Source organism: Streptosporangium sp. DT93 (genome assembly GCF_049844535.1).
Taxonomy (GTDB): Bacteria; Actinomycetota; Actinomycetes; order Streptosporangiales; family Streptosporangiaceae; genus Streptosporangium.
The window spans coordinates 231,617-250,473 of sequence record NZ_JBNCLF010000001.1; the positions used below are offsets into that span (position 1 = coordinate 231,617).

General features: G+C 73.1%; 15 protein-coding genes. 8 read left to right on the forward strand and 7 right to left on the reverse strand.

The annotated features are described in order from the left end of the window. Positions 1–45: 45 nt before the first annotated feature. The 3 genes from ACLQ2R_RS01105 to ACLQ2R_RS01115 form a co-directional block, all read right to left on the reverse strand. Positions 46–537 carry a GNAT family N-acetyltransferase gene (locus ACLQ2R_RS01105; RefSeq protein WP_425957363.1) on the reverse strand — a complete coding sequence of 164 codons (492 nt, stop codon included), beginning with the start codon at positions 535–537 and terminating at the stop codon, positions 46–48. A 213-nt stretch (positions 538–750) separates the two neighbouring features. After that, positions 751–1,404: an NUDIX domain-containing protein gene (locus ACLQ2R_RS01110; protein ID WP_425957364.1), complete on the reverse strand. Its 654-nt coding sequence runs from the start codon at positions 1,402–1,404 to the stop codon at positions 751–753. A 123-nt stretch (positions 1,405–1,527) separates the two neighbouring features. Beyond that, positions 1,528–2,001 (reverse strand): STAS domain-containing protein, encoded by a 474-nt coding sequence (locus ACLQ2R_RS01115; RefSeq protein ID WP_425957365.1) that lies wholly within the window; start codon positions 1,999–2,001, stop codon positions 1,528–1,530. Between the two features lie 317 nt (positions 2,002–2,318). On the opposite strand from ACLQ2R_RS01115, the gene ACLQ2R_RS01120 reads away from it, so the two are divergent. Beyond that, the gene (locus ACLQ2R_RS01120) at positions 2,319–2,603 is read left to right on the forward strand and encodes a hypothetical protein (protein ID WP_425957366.1); all 285 of its coding nucleotides are present in this window, start codon (positions 2,319–2,321) and stop codon (positions 2,601–2,603) included. Between the two features lie 178 nt (positions 2,604–2,781). Here ACLQ2R_RS01120 and ACLQ2R_RS01125 read toward each other — a convergent pair whose 3' ends face one another. Next, positions 2,782–4,971 carry a transglycosylase domain-containing protein gene (locus ACLQ2R_RS01125; RefSeq protein ID WP_425957367.1) on the reverse strand — a complete coding sequence of 730 codons (2,190 nt, stop codon included), beginning with the start codon at positions 4,969–4,971 and terminating at the stop codon, positions 2,782–2,784. A 244-nt stretch (positions 4,972–5,215) separates the two neighbouring features. Between ACLQ2R_RS01125 and ACLQ2R_RS01130 the strand changes: the two genes are divergently transcribed. The 3 genes from ACLQ2R_RS01130 to ACLQ2R_RS01140 all read left to right on the forward strand — a co-directional run bounded on the left by ACLQ2R_RS01130 (position 5,216) and on the right by ACLQ2R_RS01140 (position 10,196). Then, positions 5,216–6,613, forward strand: coding sequence for an FAD-binding oxidoreductase (locus ACLQ2R_RS01130; protein ID WP_425957368.1), 1,398 nt, complete (start codon positions 5,216–5,218; stop codon positions 6,611–6,613). 294 nt (positions 6,614–6,907) lie between these two features. Continuing rightward, on the forward strand, positions 6,908–9,457 hold the full coding sequence (locus ACLQ2R_RS01135; protein ID WP_425957369.1) for a discoidin domain-containing protein: 2,550 nt from the start codon (positions 6,908–6,910) through the stop codon (positions 9,455–9,457). A gap of 307 nt (positions 9,458–9,764) precedes the next feature. Then, positions 9,765–10,196 (forward strand): VOC family protein, encoded by a 432-nt coding sequence (locus tag ACLQ2R_RS01140; protein ID WP_425957370.1) that lies wholly within the window; start codon positions 9,765–9,767, stop codon positions 10,194–10,196. On the opposite strand, the gene ACLQ2R_RS01145 is transcribed toward ACLQ2R_RS01140, so the two are convergent. After that, positions 10,176–12,923, reverse strand: a complete 2,748-nt coding sequence (locus ACLQ2R_RS01145; protein ID WP_425957371.1) for a helix-turn-helix transcriptional regulator — start codon at positions 12,921–12,923, stop codon at positions 10,176–10,178. The two genes, ACLQ2R_RS01140 and ACLQ2R_RS01145, sit on opposite strands and share 21 nt — an antisense overlap. 98 nt (positions 12,924–13,021) lie before the next feature. Between ACLQ2R_RS01145 and ACLQ2R_RS01150 the strand changes: the two genes are divergently transcribed. After that, positions 13,022–13,441, forward strand: coding sequence for a hypothetical protein (locus tag ACLQ2R_RS01150; RefSeq protein ID WP_425957372.1), 420 nt, complete (start codon positions 13,022–13,024; stop codon positions 13,439–13,441). Positions 13,442–13,704: 263 nt separating this feature from the next. After that, the gene (locus ACLQ2R_RS01155) at positions 13,705–14,739 is read left to right on the forward strand and encodes an ion channel (RefSeq protein WP_425957373.1); all 1,035 of its coding nucleotides are present in this window, start codon (positions 13,705–13,707) and stop codon (positions 14,737–14,739) included. On the opposite strand, the gene ACLQ2R_RS01160 is transcribed toward ACLQ2R_RS01155, so the two are convergent. Together ACLQ2R_RS01160 and ACLQ2R_RS01165 are read right to left on the reverse strand one after the other, a co-directional pair. Continuing rightward, positions 14,676–15,893, reverse strand: a complete 1,218-nt coding sequence (locus ACLQ2R_RS01160; protein WP_425957374.1) for a DUF3800 domain-containing protein — start codon at positions 15,891–15,893, stop codon at positions 14,676–14,678. The two genes, ACLQ2R_RS01155 and ACLQ2R_RS01160, sit on opposite strands and share 64 nt — an antisense overlap. 117 nt (positions 15,894–16,010) lie before the next feature. After that, on the reverse strand, positions 16,011–17,495 hold the full coding sequence (locus ACLQ2R_RS01165; RefSeq protein WP_425957375.1) for an alpha/beta hydrolase family protein: 1,485 nt from the start codon (positions 17,493–17,495) through the stop codon (positions 16,011–16,013). 78 nt (positions 17,496–17,573) lie between these two features. Between ACLQ2R_RS01165 and ACLQ2R_RS01170 the strand changes: the two genes are divergently transcribed. Continuing rightward, positions 17,574–18,137, forward strand: a complete 564-nt coding sequence (locus ACLQ2R_RS01170; protein ID WP_425957376.1) for a helix-turn-helix domain-containing protein — start codon at positions 17,574–17,576, stop codon at positions 18,135–18,137. A gap of 329 nt (positions 18,138–18,466) precedes the next feature. Continuing rightward, complete coding sequence (locus ACLQ2R_RS01175; RefSeq protein WP_425957377.1) at positions 18,467–18,850, forward strand: hypothetical protein; 384 nt, start codon at positions 18,467–18,469, stop codon at positions 18,848–18,850. Positions 18,851–18,857 lie beyond the last annotated feature (7 nt).

Below are 18,857 nucleotides of genomic sequence, written 5' to 3' on the forward strand. Positions count from 1 at the left end.
CGGCCGGCCGGCGGTGGGATCCGGCCGGCGGCCGGGCGGGGCGGTTCAGTCGGTGGCGAGCCGGGCGTGCCGTTCCACGTCGTAGCGGACGCCCTCGTGAAGCAGCTTGGCCCGCTCGACCCCCTCGGGCAGGAACCCGGCCCGGGTGGCCACCGCGCAGGACGCCGTGTTGCCGATCCGGTGCCCCAGCTCCAGGCGGAACAGCCCGCGTTCCCGGAACGCCCACTCGGTCAGTTTCCGGGTGGCCGCCACGGCCACACCGCGACCCCTGGCGTGCGGGAGCGTCCAGTAGGACACCCAGCCGATGTCGTACGCGTCGATGCCGCTCACCGCCACGTTCCCCACGACCTCGCCGCCTGAGACCACGGCGAACGCCTGCGCGTCGTCACGGAACCCCCACACCCCGATCCACTCCAGCGCCGCCCGGGGGGTGTCGACGGGCCGGGCCGCCTGTTCGGCCATGTCCGGGGAGGCGAACGCGCCGAGCACGACCGGCACGTCGTCGGGCCGCCACTCCCGCAACTCCACTTCGGTCATGCCGTGCAGGGTATTGCCCACCGCCCGGTCCGGGAAGAACGCGCGGTCCGGGAAGAATGTCCTGTCCGGGAAGAACCCTCGGCTCGGGAGGAACGCCCGCCCCCCCCCCGGCCGGACGACGGAGCGCTCACCCGCCCCGCCGGAGAACCGCGCTCTCACCCGTCCAGATCGGAGAACCGCTCTCTCACCCGTCCAGGCCGGAGAACCGCGCTCTCACCTGTCGCGGCCGGAGAACGGGCCGGACAGCACCGCCCACTGGAGCAGCATGATGGTCTTGGCGTCGGCGATCTCCCCCGAGGAGATCATGTCCAGCGCCTTGGCGAAGGGCAGCTCCATCACCTCGATGTCCTCGCCGTCGTCGGCGAGCCCGCCGCCGTCGGAGATCCTCCGATCCGCCCGGTACGGGGCGGCGAAGAAGTGGATGCGCTCGGTCACCGACCCCGGGCTCATGTAGACGTCGAAGACGCGCTCCACCTCCCCGATGTCGTAGCCGGTCTCCTCTGCGGCCTCCCTGCGGATCGCCGTCTCGGGGTCGTCGTCGTCGAGCAGGCCCGCCGCCGTCTCGACCAGCAGCCCGTCCGGGTGGCCGTTCACGTACACCGGATAGCGGAACTGCCTGGTCAGCAGGACGGTCGCCCGCTCGGCGTCGTAGAGCAGGACCGTCGCGCCGTTGCCCCGGTCGTAGGTCTCCCTGTGCTCGGTGCTCCAGCCGCCGTCCCGGCGCCGGTAGTCGAACGTCGTCCTGCGCAGCACGTACCAGCTGGAGGAGAGCAACTCCACCTCCCGCACCCGCACCCGCGGGTTGCCGGTCAGGTCCAGCCCCGCCCTGTCCAGCCCGGTACGTCCCCGCCCATCCGGGACGTTCACCCCGGGCACCTCACCGGACACGACTCACACGCCCTTCCTCGGTGGCGGGCCGCGCGGCCGGTCGGGCCGGCGGCCGGGCCCGCCGCCCGGTCCGGGGGTGGGCCCACGGGCGACAAGTCTGCCCTAACCCGACGTATCCCCGTCCGCCGTGTCCCTGGTCTCCGTGCCCTTGCCCGCCGCGTTCCCGTGCGCCGGGTCCCCCGCCGCGTTCCCGCCCGCCGGGTCCCCCGCCCTCGCGTTCCCGTTCGCCGAGGACACGGCCCGGAGCGACGCGGAGACGTCCAGGTCGACGGGGAACGCGGCCGTCAGGCCCGTGACGGTCAGGATCCTCTCCAGGACCCCGTACGCGCCGGCCAGCCGCAGGGAACCCCCCGACGCGCCCGCGCGGCGCTGGAAGGCCAGCATCGTCCACAGGCCGGTGGAGTCGCAGAACCTCAGGCCGCTGACGTCGAGGACCAGATGACACGCCCCGCCGTCCAGTTGCCCCGCCAGCACGTCCTGAAGCCGGGGGCAGGACAGTTTGTCCAGCTCACCGGCGACCGCGATCACCGAGGCGTTCCGGTGCCTGCGTACCGAGAGATCAAGCCGCGTCGTCATCCTCCACGATCCTTACGCCGGTTGTGGCCGAGGCTATTTTAAAGATCTTGGAGAGATGACGCTCTCCGGCCAACTGCAACACGCCCGTAAGCGAATCGCGTCCTGGGCTTGGGTGTCCCGCCACGAACGGGCCGGTCGGCGGGCCGGTCCGTGGCCGCGTCCGAAAATCATCCACATCGGATCGGAACTGCCAGATAGATCTAGGGTTTGCGGGGCACTCAGCAGCTATGAGCCACGATCCGGAGAGCCACGACTTCATTGGAAGGGGGGCCGGCGATGGACTTTCGGGCCGGCCCAGGACAATGGGAGAGATCGCCGTGAATCTGGCGGTCAGCGAATCACTCGCCAACCACGGCCATCACGCGCTGGTCAACGCCCACGAGGCCGCGGCCACCAGCCACCAGCTCATGGCCGACGCGGGTGTGGGCGATGTCGACCAGCATCTCGACCTGGCGCGCTGGCACCGCTGGTGCGCCATCGTCGAGGACCAACTGGCCGACGAGGCGGATCAGCGGACCCCTGCCAGACGGAACCGGCCGGCCGACGGGCCGGAGCGACCGGCCGGACCGGAACCGGCGACGCGACCGGAATCATCGGAGTGACCGAAACCACCGGGACGACCACGGCCGGGGAGGCGTGGCCGGGGACGTCGATCCCCGGCCGGCCGTCGTCCCCGGCGTCGCGTCACCCCTCAGGACGCCCCCCGACGTGGCGTCACTCCTCGGGACGCCGCCCCCCGGCGTGGCGTCACCCCTCCGGACATCGTTCCCGGCAGTCGCGTCACTGCTGCGGAGAGGTGAGGATCTCCCCGCCTCCCTCGGAGTCCTCGCCGTCGGTGCCGTCGACCGTGCCCTCGTCCTCCGAGGGGGGCGGCGCGGGCCGGCAGCTCTCGCCGCAGCCGCCGAACCGTGCCGTGTCGACCGGCGTGAACGAGCTCGGCTCGACCTTCCGCAGCGCCGCCAGCATCGTGTCCTTCCAGATCGGCCCCGGGATGCTGGCCCCGACCACCGAGCCGTAGTACCGCCCGCCGATGGTGACGCCGCTCAGCTTGTACTTCTGCGAGCCGCGCGGGTCGCCCACGCTCACCGCGCCGGCCAGGTCCGGGGTGAAGCCGGCGAACCACGCGCTGGCGTAGGCGTCGGTGGTGCCGGTCTTGCCGGCCGCGTCGCGCCCGATGCCGCCGACGGCGCTCATCGTGCCCTTGGTGAACACCCCCGACAGCACGTCGGCCGCGGCGTCGGCGACCTGGGGGTCGAGCGCCTTGCGGCACTTGGGCTTGTAGACGGTGGGTTTGCCGTCGCGGTCGACGATCCGGGAGATCGCCATCGGCGCGCAGTACCGGCCCCGGGCGGCGATCGCGGCGTACGCGTTCGCCACCGTCACCGGGTCCATCTCGTTGGTGCCGAGCGTGAAGGTCTCGTTCTCGATGAGCTTCCCCCCGTCGGACCGGTGGACGCCCAGCGACTTGGCCACCTTGACCGTGTCGCAGAGCCCGACCCGCTCCTCCAGCGTCAGGAAGAAGGTGTTCACCGAACCCCAGGTGCCGGTCTGCAGCGTCCTCCAGCCCGGGCTGCCCTCGTCGTTGGTGACGCTGTGGCCGGGGACACCGACGGGCTCCCCCGCGCAGGTCCTGAACGCCGCGGTACTCGGCGCGTTGTAGGAGGCGCCGACGTTGAACCCGTCGTTCAGCTTCATGCCCTTGTTCAGGGCGCTGATCAGGGTGAAGGTCTTGAAGGTCGACCCCGCCTGGAAGCCGACGCCGCCACCGTGCGCGGCGTCCGCGACCACGTTGTACGAGATCTCGTTCCTGTCCTCGTCCCCGCCGAACCTCCGGCTCGCCGCCATGGCCTTGATCGCCCCGGTGCCCGGCTGGACCAGGGCCTCGGCCGCCACCTGCTTGTCGGAGGCGTGCACCCACTTCCCGATCGCCCTGTCCGCCGCGACCTGCATGGCCGGGTCGAGCGTGGTCCTGATCGTCAGGCCGCCCCGGTTGAGGAACCTCAGGCGCTCCTTGGCGGTCTTGCCGAAGTCGGGGTTGCTCAGGATCTCGTTGCGGACGTAGATGCAGAAGTAGGCGTACCTGCTGGACTCGCAGCCGCCGGGGAAACCCTTCCCCTTGTAGCCGAGCTTGGTGGCCTTCGCCTTCGCGGCCTCGGCCTCGGTGATCTTCCCGAGCTCGGCCATGCGGTCCAGCACCACGTTGCGCCGCTCCAGCAGTCGCGCGCGCTGCTTCCTGCCCAGGTTGGGGTCGGTGGCGTTGGGGTCCTGCACGGCACCCGCCAGCGTCGCCGCCTGCGGCAGGGTCAGGTCGGCGGCCTTCACGCCGAAGAAGCGGTTGGCCGCCGCCTCCACGCCGTAGGCGCTCGCGCCGAAGTAGGCGATGTTCAGGTACTTCTCCAGGATCTGGTCCTTGGAGTACTTCTCCTCCACCGCCATCGCGTGGCGCAGCTCGTTGAGCTTGCGCGCGTAGCTGGCCTCCAGCGCCTTGTTCTGCTCCTCCTTGGTGTCGGCGGAGTTGAGCAGCACCTGCTTGACGTACTGCTGGGTGATGCTCGACCCGCCCTGGCTCACCCCGCCCGTCGACAGGTTCTTGGCCAGCGCGCGGATCGTGCCCTCCAGGTCGATCGCGCCGTGCTGGTAGAACCGGTCGTCCTCGATCGAGATGATCGCCGTCTTCATGACGTCGGCCATCTGGTCGAGCGTGACGACCCTGCGGTACTCCTGGTAGAACCGCGCGAACTCCTTGCCCCGGGCGTCCTGCATGATCGTGACCTCCGCGGGCGGGGGCTCGACCAGTTCCTCCGGCTTGAGGTTCACCTCGTTGGCCGCCGACACGATCCCCAGGCCCACGCCCCCCACGGCCGGTAACGCGATCCCCGCGACCAGCACACCCGCCGCCGCTCCGACGGCGAGCAGGCGCGTGATCTTCTGCCCGGTCCCCTGCTGCTGCTCCTCACCCCGTTCTGCCATGGCATCAGATTATTGGTTTTAAAAGGTCTTCCGGCACATGACGCACTTATTGCCGACCCTGGGACCGGTGAGACCCGCGTGGCCGCACGGGTCACGAGGGTCGTGAAAGCCACCGTACGACCGGGCGCGGGTGCAGTCAGAGCGCAGTCATCTCCAAGAGCCACCTGCGAGAACCGGGGGACCGGCCGGACGCGATCCGTCCCGGTCACACCTCACATCGTGTCGCACAGCACTGGAGATCGTCATGAGCATCGTCACCTCCCCGGCGGAACACCTCGGCGGGGAACCGGACCTCCTGCGCCGCCTGGTGGCCGGCCCCGTCCTGTGCCCGGGCGAGGAGGGCTACGACGAGGAGGTCGCCGGTTTCAACCTCGCCGTCCGGCACCGGCCGGTCGTCGCGGTGGGCGCCACCCGCCCCGAGGACGTCGCCGAGGCGGTCCGCTTCGCCGGACGCCTGGGACTGCCCGTCGCCGTGCAGGCCACGGGCCACGGCGCGCTCCAGGCGGCCGACGGGGCGGTGCTGATCAACACCTCACGGATGCGCGGGGTCGACGTCGATCCCGGGGCCCGCACCGCGCGGATCGGCGCGGGCTGCCGCTGGGCCGACGTGATCGCCCGTACGACGCCGTACGGCCTGGCGCCGCTGAGCGGTTCCTCCTCGGCCGTCGGGGCGGTGGGGTACACGCTGGGCGGGGGCATCGGCCCCATGGCGCGCACCTTCGGTTTCGCCGCCGACCACGTCCGGGAGATCACCGTCGTGACCGCGGACGGCACCGTCCGCGTCGCCGACGCCGACACGGAGCCGGACCTGTTCTGGGGCCTGCGCGGCGGCAAGGGCAGTCTCGGCGTGGTCACCTCCATGGTCGTCGACCTGTTCCCGGTCTCCGTCCTCCACGGGGGCGGCCTCTACTTCGGCGCCGAGGACACCCCGGCCGTCCTGCGCGCCTACCGGGCGTGGGCCGCGACCCTGCCGGAATCGGCGACCACCTCGGTGGCCATGCTGCGCGTGCCGCCGCTGCCCGAGCTCCCGCCGCAGCTGCGCGGGCGCTTCGTGACCCATCTGCGCTTCGCCGCCCTCGGCGACTCCGGCGAGGCGGAGGCGCTGCTGGCCCCGATGCGGGCCGTCGCGGAGCCGATCTTCGGCGAGGTCGGGCGGATACCGTTCGCCGCGCTCGACTCCGTACACCGCGACCCGACGGAGCCCATGCCGACCTGGGAGCGCGGCGCCCTGCTCCGCGAGCTCGGCGAGGACACCGTCGAGGCGCTCCTGGCGGTGGCGGGCCCTGCGGCCGACGTGCCGCTGGTCATGGTGGAGGTGCGGCAGATGGGCGGGGCGCTGGGCCGCGAGCCGCGTCGGCCGAACGCCGTGGGCGGGCGCGACGCCGCCTTCACCGTGCTGGTGGTCGGCCTCGCCGTCCCGGAACTTCTGGAGGCCGTCCCGGCCGTGGGCGGCGCCGTGCTCGACGCCCTGGCCCCGTGGTCCACGGGCGGGACGACGCTCAACTTCCACGGCGCGGCGCTCGGCGCGGCCGAGCTGGCCCGTGCCTGGCCCGAGAAGACGCTGGGCAGGCTCGCCGCCCTCAAGGACCGCTACGACCCGGACCGGATGTTCCGCTTCGGCCACGTCGTGCCCCGCGTCTGAAGGCCCTGCCGACCGGGGGGAGGACCGAGGTCCGCCGGGGTGGGGCGGGGCGCCGGGTGAGGCGAGGCCGAAAAGGAGAAGGCTCGGGAGGGACAGGGCTCGCCGGAGGCGAGGGCCGGAGGAGGAGGGGGGCTCGGGGGTGACGGAGCGGAACGGGCGTTCGGGGTCTATTGACCGAGTGTTTCAGACGAGTTAAATTAAGTGTAGAAATAAGCGTTGATTTACTGCCTCACGTAAGTCGCGCCTCATCTGCCGTTGGATTTTCCACCCCCCGGATCCACTGTGGAGACACGCATGCGAGGTCTGTTCCGACCTGCCGCCTTATGGACCGCCTCGGCGGTCCTGGCGGCCCTGATCGCCGCCCCACCCCTCCCCGCCTTCGCCGACACGCTGGTGTCGCAGGGCAAGGCCGCGACGGCCTCCTCGACCGAGAACGCCGGCACGGCCCCGGCCGCCGCGGTCGACGGCAACACCGCGACCCGCTGGTCCAGCGCGGCCTCCGACTCCCAGTGGCTCCAGGTCGACCTCGGCGCCTCCACCTCCGTCAGCAGGGTCGTGCTGAACTGGGAGGCCGCCTACGCCAGCGGATACAAGATCCAGATCTCCCCGAACGGGACCTCCTGGACCGACCTCAGGACCGTCACCGGCGGCGACGGCGGCGTCGACACCTGGGACGTCACCGGCACCGGCCGCTACGTGCGGATGCTCGGCGTCACCCGGGCCACCGGCTACGGCTACTCGCTGTGGGAGTTCCAGGTCTACAGCGGCACCTCCGACCCGGTGCCCGGCTGCGGGACCGTCAACGCCGCCCTGAACAAGGCCGCCGGCGCCTCCTCCACCGAGAACGCCGGCACCCCGGCGAGCGCCGCCTTCGACGGCAACAACGGCACCCGGTGGGCCAGCGCGGCCGCCGACCCGCAGTGGATCCGGGTGGACCTCGGCTCCACGCAGACCATCTGCGGGATCGACCTGCGCTGGGAGGCCGCCCACGCCTCCGCCTTCAAGCTCCAGTCCTCGGCCGACGGCACCACCTGGACCGACCTGAGGTCGGTCACCGGCGCGACCGGCGGCACGCAGTCGTACGACGTGAGCGGTTCCGGCCGCTACGTGCGGATGTACGGCACCGCGCGCGCCACCGGCTACGGCTACTCACTGTGGGAGTTCGCGGTGCGCACCACCTCGGGCGACGGCCCGGTCATCCCCGGCGGCGGGGACCTGGGCCCGAACGTCCACGTCTTCGACCCGTCGACGCCCGCCGCGACCATCCAGAGCCGGCTGGACACGGTGTTCCAGCAGCAGGAGTCGGCGCAGTTCGGCACCGGGCGGCACGCCTTCCTGTTCAAGCCCGGCTCCTACCCGGTGAACGCCAAGGTCGGCTTCTACACCTCGATCGTGGGCCTGGGCCAGAACCCCGACGACGTCACCCTCAACGGCGTGACCGTGGACGCGGGCTGGTTCGGCGGCAACGCGACCCAGAACTTCTGGCGCTCGACCGAGAACCTGTCGGTCCAGCCGCCCGGCGGCACCAACCAGTGGGCCGTCTCCCAGGCCGCGCCGTTCCGCCGCATGCACATCAAGGGCGCGCTGAACCTGGCGCCCACCGGCTACGGCTGGGCCAGCGGCGGCTACATCTCCGACAGCAAGATCGACGGCGCGGTCGGCCCGTACTCCCAGCAGCAGTGGTACACCCGCGACAGCTCCGTGGGCGGCTGGGTCAACGGCGTGTGGAACATGGTGTTCTCCGGCGTCGAGGGCGCCCCCGCCACCGACTTCCTCGGCAAGTCCTACACGACGCTGGACACCACGCCGATCAGTCGCGAGAAGCCGTACCTGTACGTCTCCGGCAACGAGTACCGGGTGTTCGTCCCGGCCAAGCGGACGAACGCGCGCGGCGTCAGCTGGGCGAACGGGTCCACCCCCGGCAGCTCGATCCCGCTGTCGCAGTTCTACGTGGCCAAGCCCTCCGACACGGCCGCGCGGATCAACGCCGCGCTCGCCCAGGGCCTGCACCTGCTGCTCACCCCCGGCATCTACGACCTCGACCGGCCGATCGCCGTGAACCGGGCCGACACCGTGGTCCTGGGACTCGGCCTGGCGACGCTCATCCCCCGCAACGGGGTCAGCGCGGTCAAGGTCGCCGACGTGGACGGCGTGAAGCTCGCCGGCTTCCTGGTCGACGCGGGCCCGCAGAAGTCCGACGTGCTCATCGAGGTCGGCCCGCAGGGGTCGAGCGCGGACCACGCCGCCAACCCGACCACGCTGCAGGACGTCTTCGTCCGCATCGGCGGCGCCTTCGCCGGCAACGCCACCACCAGCGTCGTGGTCAACAGCGACGACGTGATCATCGACCACACCTGGCTCTGGCGCGGCGACCACGGCGAGGGCATCGGCTGGAACGTCAACACCGCCGAGACCGGCCTGATCGTCAACGGTGACGACGTCCTGGCCACCGGCCTGTTCGTCGAGCACTACCGCAGGTACGACGTCGAGTGGTACGGCGAGCGCGGCCGGACGATCTTCTTCCAGAACGAGAAGGCCTACGACCCGCCGAACCAGGCCGCCTACATGAACGGCTCCAGCAAGGGGTGGGCGGCCTACAAGGTCGGCCCGGCGGTCAACACCCACGAGGGCTGGGGACTCGGCAGCTACGTCTACTTCAACGTCGACCCGACGATCGAGGTGGAGAGCGCGTTCGAGACCCCGGTGAAGCCGGGCGTGAGGTTCCACAGCCTGCTCACCGTCTCCCTGGGCGGCAACGGCCGGATCAACCACGTCATCAACGGCGTCGGCGGCCCCGCCCAGGGCACCGCCACTGTCCCGTCCAAGATCGCCTCCTATCCCTGAGGCGCCGAGCCCGCCTGATCAGCGGTGGTAACGGCGCTCTCCCCGCTGATCAGGCGTCCACCCCCCGCCGTGGGCCTTCCGTCGTCCGGAGGGCCCACGGCCTTTTCCCGCCCCGGAACGAAGAGCGCCCCGGCCGCTCGCGCCCGCCCCGGGACCGGGGCATCCCGCTCCTCCCATCCCGAGACCCGAGGCATCCCGCTCCCCCCACCCGGGAACGGCCGCGCTCCCGCGGCGGCGGGCGGTGCCTACCATGTGGGCAGCGCCCGCGCCCGACGCGCGAGCGGTCTTCCGGAAGGCAGGAGCGCCGATGACCACGGCCGACGCATCGATCCCCCGGTTCCACCTGGCCGTACCCGTCGACGACCTTCAGGCCGCGGGCCGGTTCTACGGCGAGGTGCTGGGCTGCGAGCGGGGGCGGGAGTCCGGCACCTGGATCGACTGGAACCTGCGCGGCCACCAGTTCGTCACCCACCTCGCCCCCGTCCCGGAGCGGCGGGCGCACAACGCGGTCGACGGCCACGACGTGCCGGTCCCGCACTTCGGCCTGATCCTGGACGTCCCGCGCTTCCACGAGCTGGCCGACCGGCTCCGGGCCGCGGGCACCGCGTTCGTCATCGAGCCCTACCTGCGCTTCGAGGGACGCCCCGGCGAGCAGTGGACGATGTTCCTGCTCGACCCGGCCGGCAACGCCCTGGAGTTCAAGGCGTTCGCCGACGAGTCACAGATCTTCGCCACCTGACCGGCGCGTCCCGCCCCCCGGCGCGGGCCGGACGAGGTCGGCGAGCCGGGCGCGGGAGGTGACGCCCAGCTTGGGGAACGCCTTGTAGAGGTGGTACCCGACGGTCCTGGGGCTGAGGAAGAGCCGGGCGGCGATGTCCCGGTTGGACGCGCCCTCGGCCGCCAGCCGGACGATGTGGCGCTCCTGCGGCGTGAGCACGCTGAGCGGGTCCCCGGCCCTGCGCGGCGCGGCCGGCACGTCCCCGGTCGCGCGCAGCTCGGCGCGGGCGCGCTCGGCCCAGGGCTCCGCGCCGAGCCGGTCGAAGGTCTCCAGCGCCTCGCGCAGGCGCGCCCGGGCGTCCGCGCGCCGCCGCGCCCGCCGCAACCACTCGCCGTAGGCGAGCTGCGTCCTGGCCCGCTCGTACGGCCGGTCGTCCCGCTCGTGCAGGCGTACGGCCCCGGCGAAGTGCGTCTCGTCGTCCTCGGCGAGGGCTCGGCAGCGCAGGGCGATCGCGTCCGACGACGGCCGGCGGACGTGCCGCGCCCAGGTCAGGTACCGCTCCAGCGGCTCCCGCGCCCGTTCCGGCCGGCCGGCGCGGACGGCCGCCTCGACCTGGTCGGCGGCCGGCGCGGCGACGGGCGAGGCGGGGATCTCCTCCAGCCGTTCCAGGGCGGCCCCAGGATCGCCCATGCCGAGGTCGAGCAGGCCCAGCGCCCAGCGTCCGACGACCTCCGCGAGCGCCAGGCCCTGCCCCGCGGCCCCGGCGACGCCCCGCGCGGCGAGGGCACGGCACTCCTCCGCCTCGCCCTGGTGGGCGAGCACCCAGGCCAGGGAGCAGGTCAGGTGGGTCAGGCGGTGCTCCTGCCCGAGGTCGGCGGCCAGCCGCAGCCCCGCGTTCAACGTCGCCCTGGCCTCGCCGTAGCGGCCGAGCCACCCCTGGGCGAGCCCCTGGTCGTGGAGCGCCATGGCGAGCCAGCCGATCATGCCGCTCCGCTGGCAGTCCGCCACGACCCGCCCGGCGATCTCCTCGGAGCGGCCGGGGCGGTCCAGCGGGAGGCACAGGGAGGCGAGGAACGTCCGGCCCGGCACCCCCAGCCCGTCACCCGGCCCGTCGCCCGGTCCGTCGCGCGGTCCGTCGAGGGCGTGGGCGTCGAGGGCCCCCTCCAGGAGCGCGATCCCGCCCTCGACGTCGCCGCCCAGCAGGCGGGCCAGGCCGAGCGCCCCGCCGACCAGCGGCGAACCGGTCGCGGGAAGCGCGCGCAGGCTCGCCGCCGCCTCCCCGGCCTGCCGCGCGTCACCGGCGAACCAGGCGCAGCGGACGGCCTCCACCAGCAGCCAGGTGGCCTGCTCGCGGGAGCGGGCCGCCACGCGGGGGACGCCGTCCATGATGATCCGGCCCGCCGCGAGCGGCGTACCCGACTCGAACTCGCGGTGGGCGCGCACCTGGATCAGGGCGGTCGTCACGCCGGGGTCGTCCACGTCGGGCGCGGCGCTGTCGGCGAGCGCGGCGGCGCGGATCGTCAGCCCGGCGTCGCTGGCCGCCAGCGCGGCGGCGGCCAGCCGCGCGGACCGCCGTACCGGATCGGCGGTGAGCTCGGCGGCCCGCTCGTAGGCGGCGGCGACCGAGGCGCCGCCGCCCCGGGTGCGCGCCCGCTCGGCGGCCCGCTCCAGCTCCCGCGCCACCGCCTCGTTGGGGCCGAGCGCGGCGGCGGCCAGGTGCCAGGCCCGGCGGTCGGCCGCGCCCGGGGCCCCCGAACCGGTCAGGGCGCCGGCCAGGGCCCGGTGCGCGGCGAGGCGCCGGGTCACCGGCGCGCTCTGGTAGGCCGCGGCCCTGATCAGCGGGTGGCGGAACCCGACGGTCGTTCCGGTGATCTCGATCAGCCGGTCCCGCTCGGCCGCCTCCAGGCCGTCCAGCGAGGCGCCCGCGCCCACCACGGTCGCGAGCTCGCCCGAGCCGTCCGCCGCCGCGATCAGCAGCGCGGCGCGCGCCTCCTCGGACAGCGCGGCCATCCGCCCCTGGAACGCCTCCCGGACCCGGTCGGCGACCGGCATCGCCCCCACCGGAGAGAGCCGTCCCGCCCGCTGCTCGGCGGTGAGCGCGGCGGGAAGCTCGATGAGCGCCAGCGGGTTGCCGCCGGACTCCTCGATCAGGCGCTCGCGCACCTGCGGGGGGAGCCCCGGCGGCAGCAGGGCGGCGGCGGCCTCGCCGTCCAGCCCGGCCAGGGGCAGCTCGGGCAGGCCGGGGGCGTGGAACTCCGGGCGGGCGGCGAAGATCATGACGACGCCCTCGGTGTCGAGGCGGCGGGCGGCGAAGACCAGCGCGTCGAGGGAGGCCCGGTCGAACCACTGCGCGTCGTCGACCAGGCAGAGCAGCGCGCCGTCCCCGGCGAGCTCGGACAGCAGGCTCAGCGTGGCCAGCCCGACCAGGAACCGGTTCTCCGGGACGGTGTCGTCCAGGCCGAGGGCTCCGCGCAGCGCGGCGGCCTGGGCGGCGGGCAGCGCGTGGACGCGGTCGAGCCCGCCGCGCAGCAGGAGGTGGAGCGCGGCGAAGGGCAGCTCGGCCTCGGACTCGATGCCGACGCCGCGCAGCACCCGCAGGTCCCGCGCCCGCGCGGCGGCGTGGTCCAGGAGCGCCGACTTGCCGATCCCGGCCTGGCCCCGGACGACCAGGACCCCGCTCCGGCCCGTCCCGGCCTCCACCAGGAGCCGTTCGATCTCCCGCTGTTCGCCCGCCCGTCCGTACAGCACGGTCAGGAACCTACCGTCACGATGACTGATTCGGGCGGGGGCGGGCCCGCGTAATTTCATGGTCATCAGCACGTCGGCACGACGAAGGGATCTCCGAGATGACCACCGCCGGTATCACCACCCGCACCTCCAGGACCGTCACCGACGCCGGGCTGCTCCGCCTCGCCCTCAAGGCGGACGCGATCGCCTCGGGCGCCAACGGCGTCCTCTACGTCGCCGCCGCGGCGGTCCTCGGCGAGCTGTTCGGTCTGCCCGCCGCCTTCCTCTACCCGGCCGGGGCGTTCCTGGTCGCCTTCGCGGCGGTCCTGTTCCTGCTCGGCTCGCGGCCCGCGGTGAGCAGGGCGGCCGTGGGCGTCACGATGGCCGTCAACGTCGCCTGGGTGGTCGCGAGCGTGGAGTCGCTCGTCGCCGGCTGGTTCCCGCTGACCGGACTCGGGACGGCCCTGGTGATCGCGCAGGCGGTGGCGGTCGCCGACCTCACCGCGCTGCAGTTCGCCGGTCTGCGCAGGGCCTCCTGAGGGGTGGCGGTCGCCGGTCCGGCCACGACGCGGTCCACCGGCCCGCGCGGAGGTCGTCCCGGGGGCGGCGCCCTTCGGACGACCCGGGTGACCCCCGCCCCCGCCGCGACGACACGGCCCGCCCTCCCGCGCGGGACCGTCCGGGAGGCGGCACGCTTCCCACCTGCGATGTCTCGATCTGGAGTAATCCATGAATCCTGTCGTCATTTGGTGGTTTTGTCCGGTTAAGGTGACGGCACCGAGCTTTCCCGACGGGAGGAAGAGTGCCGATCTTCTTGGCCCGCCTGCTGGTCAGGTTCAGGCTGCTCGGGACGTGGTGGACGCCGGTCCTCGTCTTCAGCCTGGTGTTCCTGACCAGCTGGCCCCTGATGGCGCTCGCGGAGCCCTCGGGCAGCTCGATCGTCGAACCGGCCAACTACTGGTGGTACTTCGTGGTCACCGCCGCGACCGTCGGGTACGGCGACCTGTACCCCGAGTCGGCCTTCGGCCACGTCGTGGGCGCGTACGTCATCATCGGCGGCATCGCGACGCTGACCACGGTGTTCACCCGCCTGTCGGCGACCTTGGAACGAGCGAAGGGACGAAGGATGCAGGGTTCCCTCACGGTGGACGTCTCCGGCCACACCGTGCTGCTCGGCTACACGCCCGGGCGGACCGAGCAGATGGTGGAGGAGCTGGCCGCCGACGGTTCTGCCGGGATCGTGCTCTGCGCCGGGAACGACGTACCGGCGCATCCGATGCCCGACCGCGACATCGCGTTCGTGCGGGGGGACCCGACCGACGACGGCGTGCTGCGCCGGGCCGGGGTGCACCGGGCCCACAGCGTCCTGGTCGACGCCCGCGACGACAACGAGGCGCTGGCGATCGCGATCACCGCCGCCCACGTCGCCGAGGGGGCCCACCTGGTCGTCGCCCTGCGCGACCTCGGCCGGATCCGGCAGATGCGCTACGTCGACGCGCGGGTGCGCTGCGTCCAGTGGCACAGCCCCCACATGATCACCGAGGAGCTGAGGGACCCCGGCATCACGGAGGTCTACACGCAGCTCATGACCCACGGCGGAGCCGACACCTACTCGCTGCGGCTCCCCGAGTCCCTGGGCACGGTCCAGGTCGAGCGGTGCCAGGTCACCCTCGGCCGCCGGTACGGCGCCACCCTGCTCGCCGCGCGCGACGGCGACACCCTGCTGGTCAACCCCGGCTGGCGGACCCTGCTGCCCGCGGGGGCCGTGCTCTACTACGTCGCCTCCCGCCGCCTCACCCCCGCCGAGGTCGCCGGGGCGCTGCGCGAGGCCGGCTGACCGGCGCCGGGCGCGGACAGGATCCGGCTCCGGCGGTCCCCCCAGACCGAGGACGGGACCACGTACGGCCGCAGCAGCGTCACCAGGACGGTGTCACCCCGGCCGTTGAGCTCGTCGGACGCTATCCTGCGCGCCACGCCGGCGAGGAAGTCGGCGACCTGGACGCGGGGGTCGGAGCGGGAGTCGACGAGCCTGAGACCGGCCAGCCGCCCCGCCGGGGAACGGCCCGGAGCCGTCTGCTCCCCGAGCGTCCCCGTGAGCCGCGCGACCCGCTCCCGCGTCAGCGCGTAGTGCTCGTCGTGGACGATCGAGACGGGCCGCCCTCCCCGCCCCCAGTGCAGGACGGCCTGGACGACGGCCGGGATCAGCGGGTCCAGCACGGGCATCGCCCCGGTGCCGTCCGTGAGCCGCTTCCGCAGGGAGGCCGCGCGCGGCCCGGCCCACGCCAGCGACGCCATGATCTCCGCGGCCCGGCCGTCGCCGCCCCGCGCGCCGGTGAGCCGCAGGTCGTCCACCGCCCGCAGGAAGTCCTCGGCGGGCACCCTGGCCCGCACCAGGTCGTTGAACGCCTCCAGGAAGGCGTCCCACCGCGGCCCGCCGAACGCGTCCCGGCCGTCGCGGTAGAGGATCAGGGCCGTCTCCTCGGCCCGCCGGTCCCGGCGGGCGCCCGTGCCCGCCGGGCGGCCGGCCTGCCCGGCGGCCCCTTCGGTGACCTCACCGTCGGACTTACCGGTGGTCTCACCGGCGGTCTCGCCGTCGATCTCGCCGTCGATCTCGCCGGTGATCTCACCGGTGAGCAGCTCGACGAGCTTGCCGACAGCGAAGAACTCCTTGTCGATCAGATGGACGTGCGCGTTCCCGTGAATCGGCCCCGACGGCCCGAGCAGCCATTCGAGAACGGCCCGGTGCTTCTCGCGGAGCAGGTGGTTCGCCTTGTACTCCTGCGCAGGGGACCGGATCCTGTTCCGCGTCTCCTGGACGCACTCCGCGGCCGAGGCGACGCTCAACCCCACCCCGGCATGCGCGAACACGTCGGTGTTGCCGCCGATGAGCTTCTCGCCCTCGGAACCGGACTCGTCGCAGCCGATCTCCAGGAGACCGCCGGTGGACGCGATCCCCGCGATCCCCGCGGGACGCGCCTGATCGTCTCCCACTTCCGGCACCATACCAACGCACCCGCGGCTCCGGTAAAGGGTTTTCGGCCGTCCTGGCGGCCGGCGCCGCGCGAGGGGTGACACGACCCGTCTCGGCCCGGACCCCGTCCCGCGCCGTCACGGCAGGAGCAGCCCCCAGTAGAGGGACCAGGGGACGAACACCAGCCCGCCGCAGAGCAGGACGCCGAGCCGTACCCGTTCCCCGGCCGGAACGGAGGCGGCGGCACGGCGCCAGGCCAGCGCGGTGAGGACCGCCGCGACCACCGAGGCCACCGCCAGGGCCTGCAGCGCCAGCCAGACGATCGGACGCCCCGCCAGCACCGGGCCGGTGGTGGCCTGCTTGCCTCCCGTCATGAGCAGGTAGCTCAGGTAGCAGAACGATCCCAGCACCACCGTGAGCCCCCCGGCGCTCAGGAACCGCGCGGCCCCGGTCACCGGTGTCCGCGAGCGGCCGCGCAGGCGGCGTACCAGCGCGACCACCGGATAGGCGGTGAACGCGATCACGAGCAGCAGCAGGGCCGCCAGCTGGACGTTCGACGACTCCCAGCCGGCCGGAGGATCCATCGGCATCGTCGGGGCGTCCTGCACCGGATCGGGCCCCGACCAGCGCGTCCCCGGAGGCTCGCCCGCCGTGACGCCGTGCACCCAGGAACCGACCAGGGCCGCGTAACCGGGTGCCAGCTCCGGCAGCCGGGTGACGCCGCCGTCGGGGGTCCGGTGGACGGCGTGGTCGGCGTCGGCGAAGAACCGGAACGTGTAGTGCCGGTTGCCGCCCTTCTCCAGCGCCTCGGCGAACCCCCGCGGGCTCTCCGCGGGCGGGGTGAGCAAATCGTGGACGCCCCAGATGCCGAGCACCGGCCGGCGCATCGCGGCGATGACCGGCGTCGGGTCGTAGTAGGGCTCGGGGAACAGGTCGCCGTCCGCGATCGTCCGGTACAGGTGCGGCTCGGCCCGGTCGACGAGCGAACCGGTGACCCCGGCCTTGCGCAGCCCGGCCGCCACGGCCCAGGTCTGCTGGCGCAGCGGCTGACCGCTGTTCGCCCCCACGAGGATCGTGAAGGCGACGTCCCGCGAACGGGTGGCCGCGAGCGGGACGACCCAGCCCCCCTCGCTGAACCCCCAGAGGCCGACCTTCGCCGGATCGACGCCCGGCTGGGAACGGAGCGCGGCCACCGCGCCGAGCGCGTCCCCGGCGAGCTGCGCGTAGGACCGCTCGAAGAGCGAGTAGTCCCTGGAGCGCTTGTCGTAGATCAGCACGGACAGTCCTTGGCGGGCGAACGCGACGGCCTCGGTCAGCAGCTTCGTGCGGGGCGTACCCGTACCCGACCCGTGCACCAGGACGACGCCCGGCCGCGCGGGCTTCCCCGCGACCGGCGACAGGACCGTGCCGTGCAGGGGCAACCCCTCCGAGCCGCCGAAACTCACCGGCGCCGCTCTCAGGTCGGCCGGAACGGCGGGGACGGCGGGGACGGCGGGGACGGCGGGTGAAGGCACCGCGAGTGAAGGTGCCGCGGGCGAGGCTTCCGCGGGCGACGGCTCCACCGGCGGGGAGAGGGCCGACAGGAACAGGGCGGCGGTCAGGGCGAGGAGATGAGGTGTCATGTGCCGAACATACTCTGCAGAGAGTTCTCTGCAAACGTGTTCCTGCAGAGATCCTTCTGCAGGACTAGGCTGCTCATCATGAAGGATGAGGACTCGTTCGTTCTCGACGACCCGGCCCGGCTCAAGGCGCTGGCGCACCCCATGCGCCGGCTCATGCTGCGTCATCTCTCCCTGCACGGCTCGGCGACCTCGACGACCCTCGCCGACCTGCTGGGCGCCAAGACCGGCACCACCAGCTACCACCTGCGGCAGCTGGAGAAGTACGGCTTCGTCGAGGAGGTCCCCGGCCACTCGGCGGGCAGGGAACGCTGGTGGCGCAGGACCGAGGGCCCCAGGGACATGCGGCTGCCCACCCCCGACCAGCTCGCCCCCGAGGACCGTCCCGTGCTCACCGAGTTCCACCGGATCGGCCTGGAGGAGGATCTCGCGCTCCTCCAGCGGCTTCCCGAGGTCTACGAGCGCGAGCCCCACTGGGTCAAGGCGTCACGCGGTCTCGCCCGGATGACCGCGCAGGAGTTCGAGGAGTTCTTCGAGGCCTACATGAAGGTGCTGATGAAGCACAGTCCCCGGGCCGAGGACGCCTCACCGGACGCGCGGCCGATGTTCGTCCGGCTCTTCGCCTTTCCCGTCGAGGACGGCTGACGGTTTCCCGCCTCCCGTCGAGGACGTCCGCGGGTTTCCCGCCTCGCGCCGATGACGACCGGCGGGTGGCGGGGACGGGTGTCGGGTGGCGGCCGGTGGGCGCACCTCGGGCCGGGACGGACGCCCGCCGGAAGGCGAGCTCCGGGAGGTGAGACCCGGGAGTGGGACCCGGGAGGTGAGAACGAAACCCGCACGGCGCGCATCCAACGAGGTGTGAAACGATCCACCGATCCCGGCCGACGCCGTCCCGGCCGTCTCGCCCCGGCGATGACCGGCCACGGAGCCCTGCCGCGCCACCGCGTGCCCGACGTGCGGGGGGAGGTGGGCGGATGCCGTTCGACGGGCTGATCGACGCCGTCGTGACGGCCTTCGTCCTTCCCGCGCTCCCCCTGCTCCCGCTCTCCGCCTGGCGTCCCGGGCGGGTGTCACGCGCCTCCGCCGGACCTTCCGTGGCGGGGATGCGGGAGGCGACCCGCCCGAGGTGCGCCGCCGAGACGGCCCCGGGACCGCTCACGGCGTCCGGGCAGCGCACGGCGTTCGCGGACGACTTCGGCGCGACGGTCGTGTGGCGTTATCCGGAGGGGGTCCGGCCGGTGAGGGCCTTCGATCCGAAAGCGTTCGAGGCGGGAATGCCCGCCCAGGAGAATACGGAAAAAAATAGGTTTTTAACCGATCCCCGGGACCGCTCACCGGACGGCCGTACCGTCCGGTGAGCGGTCC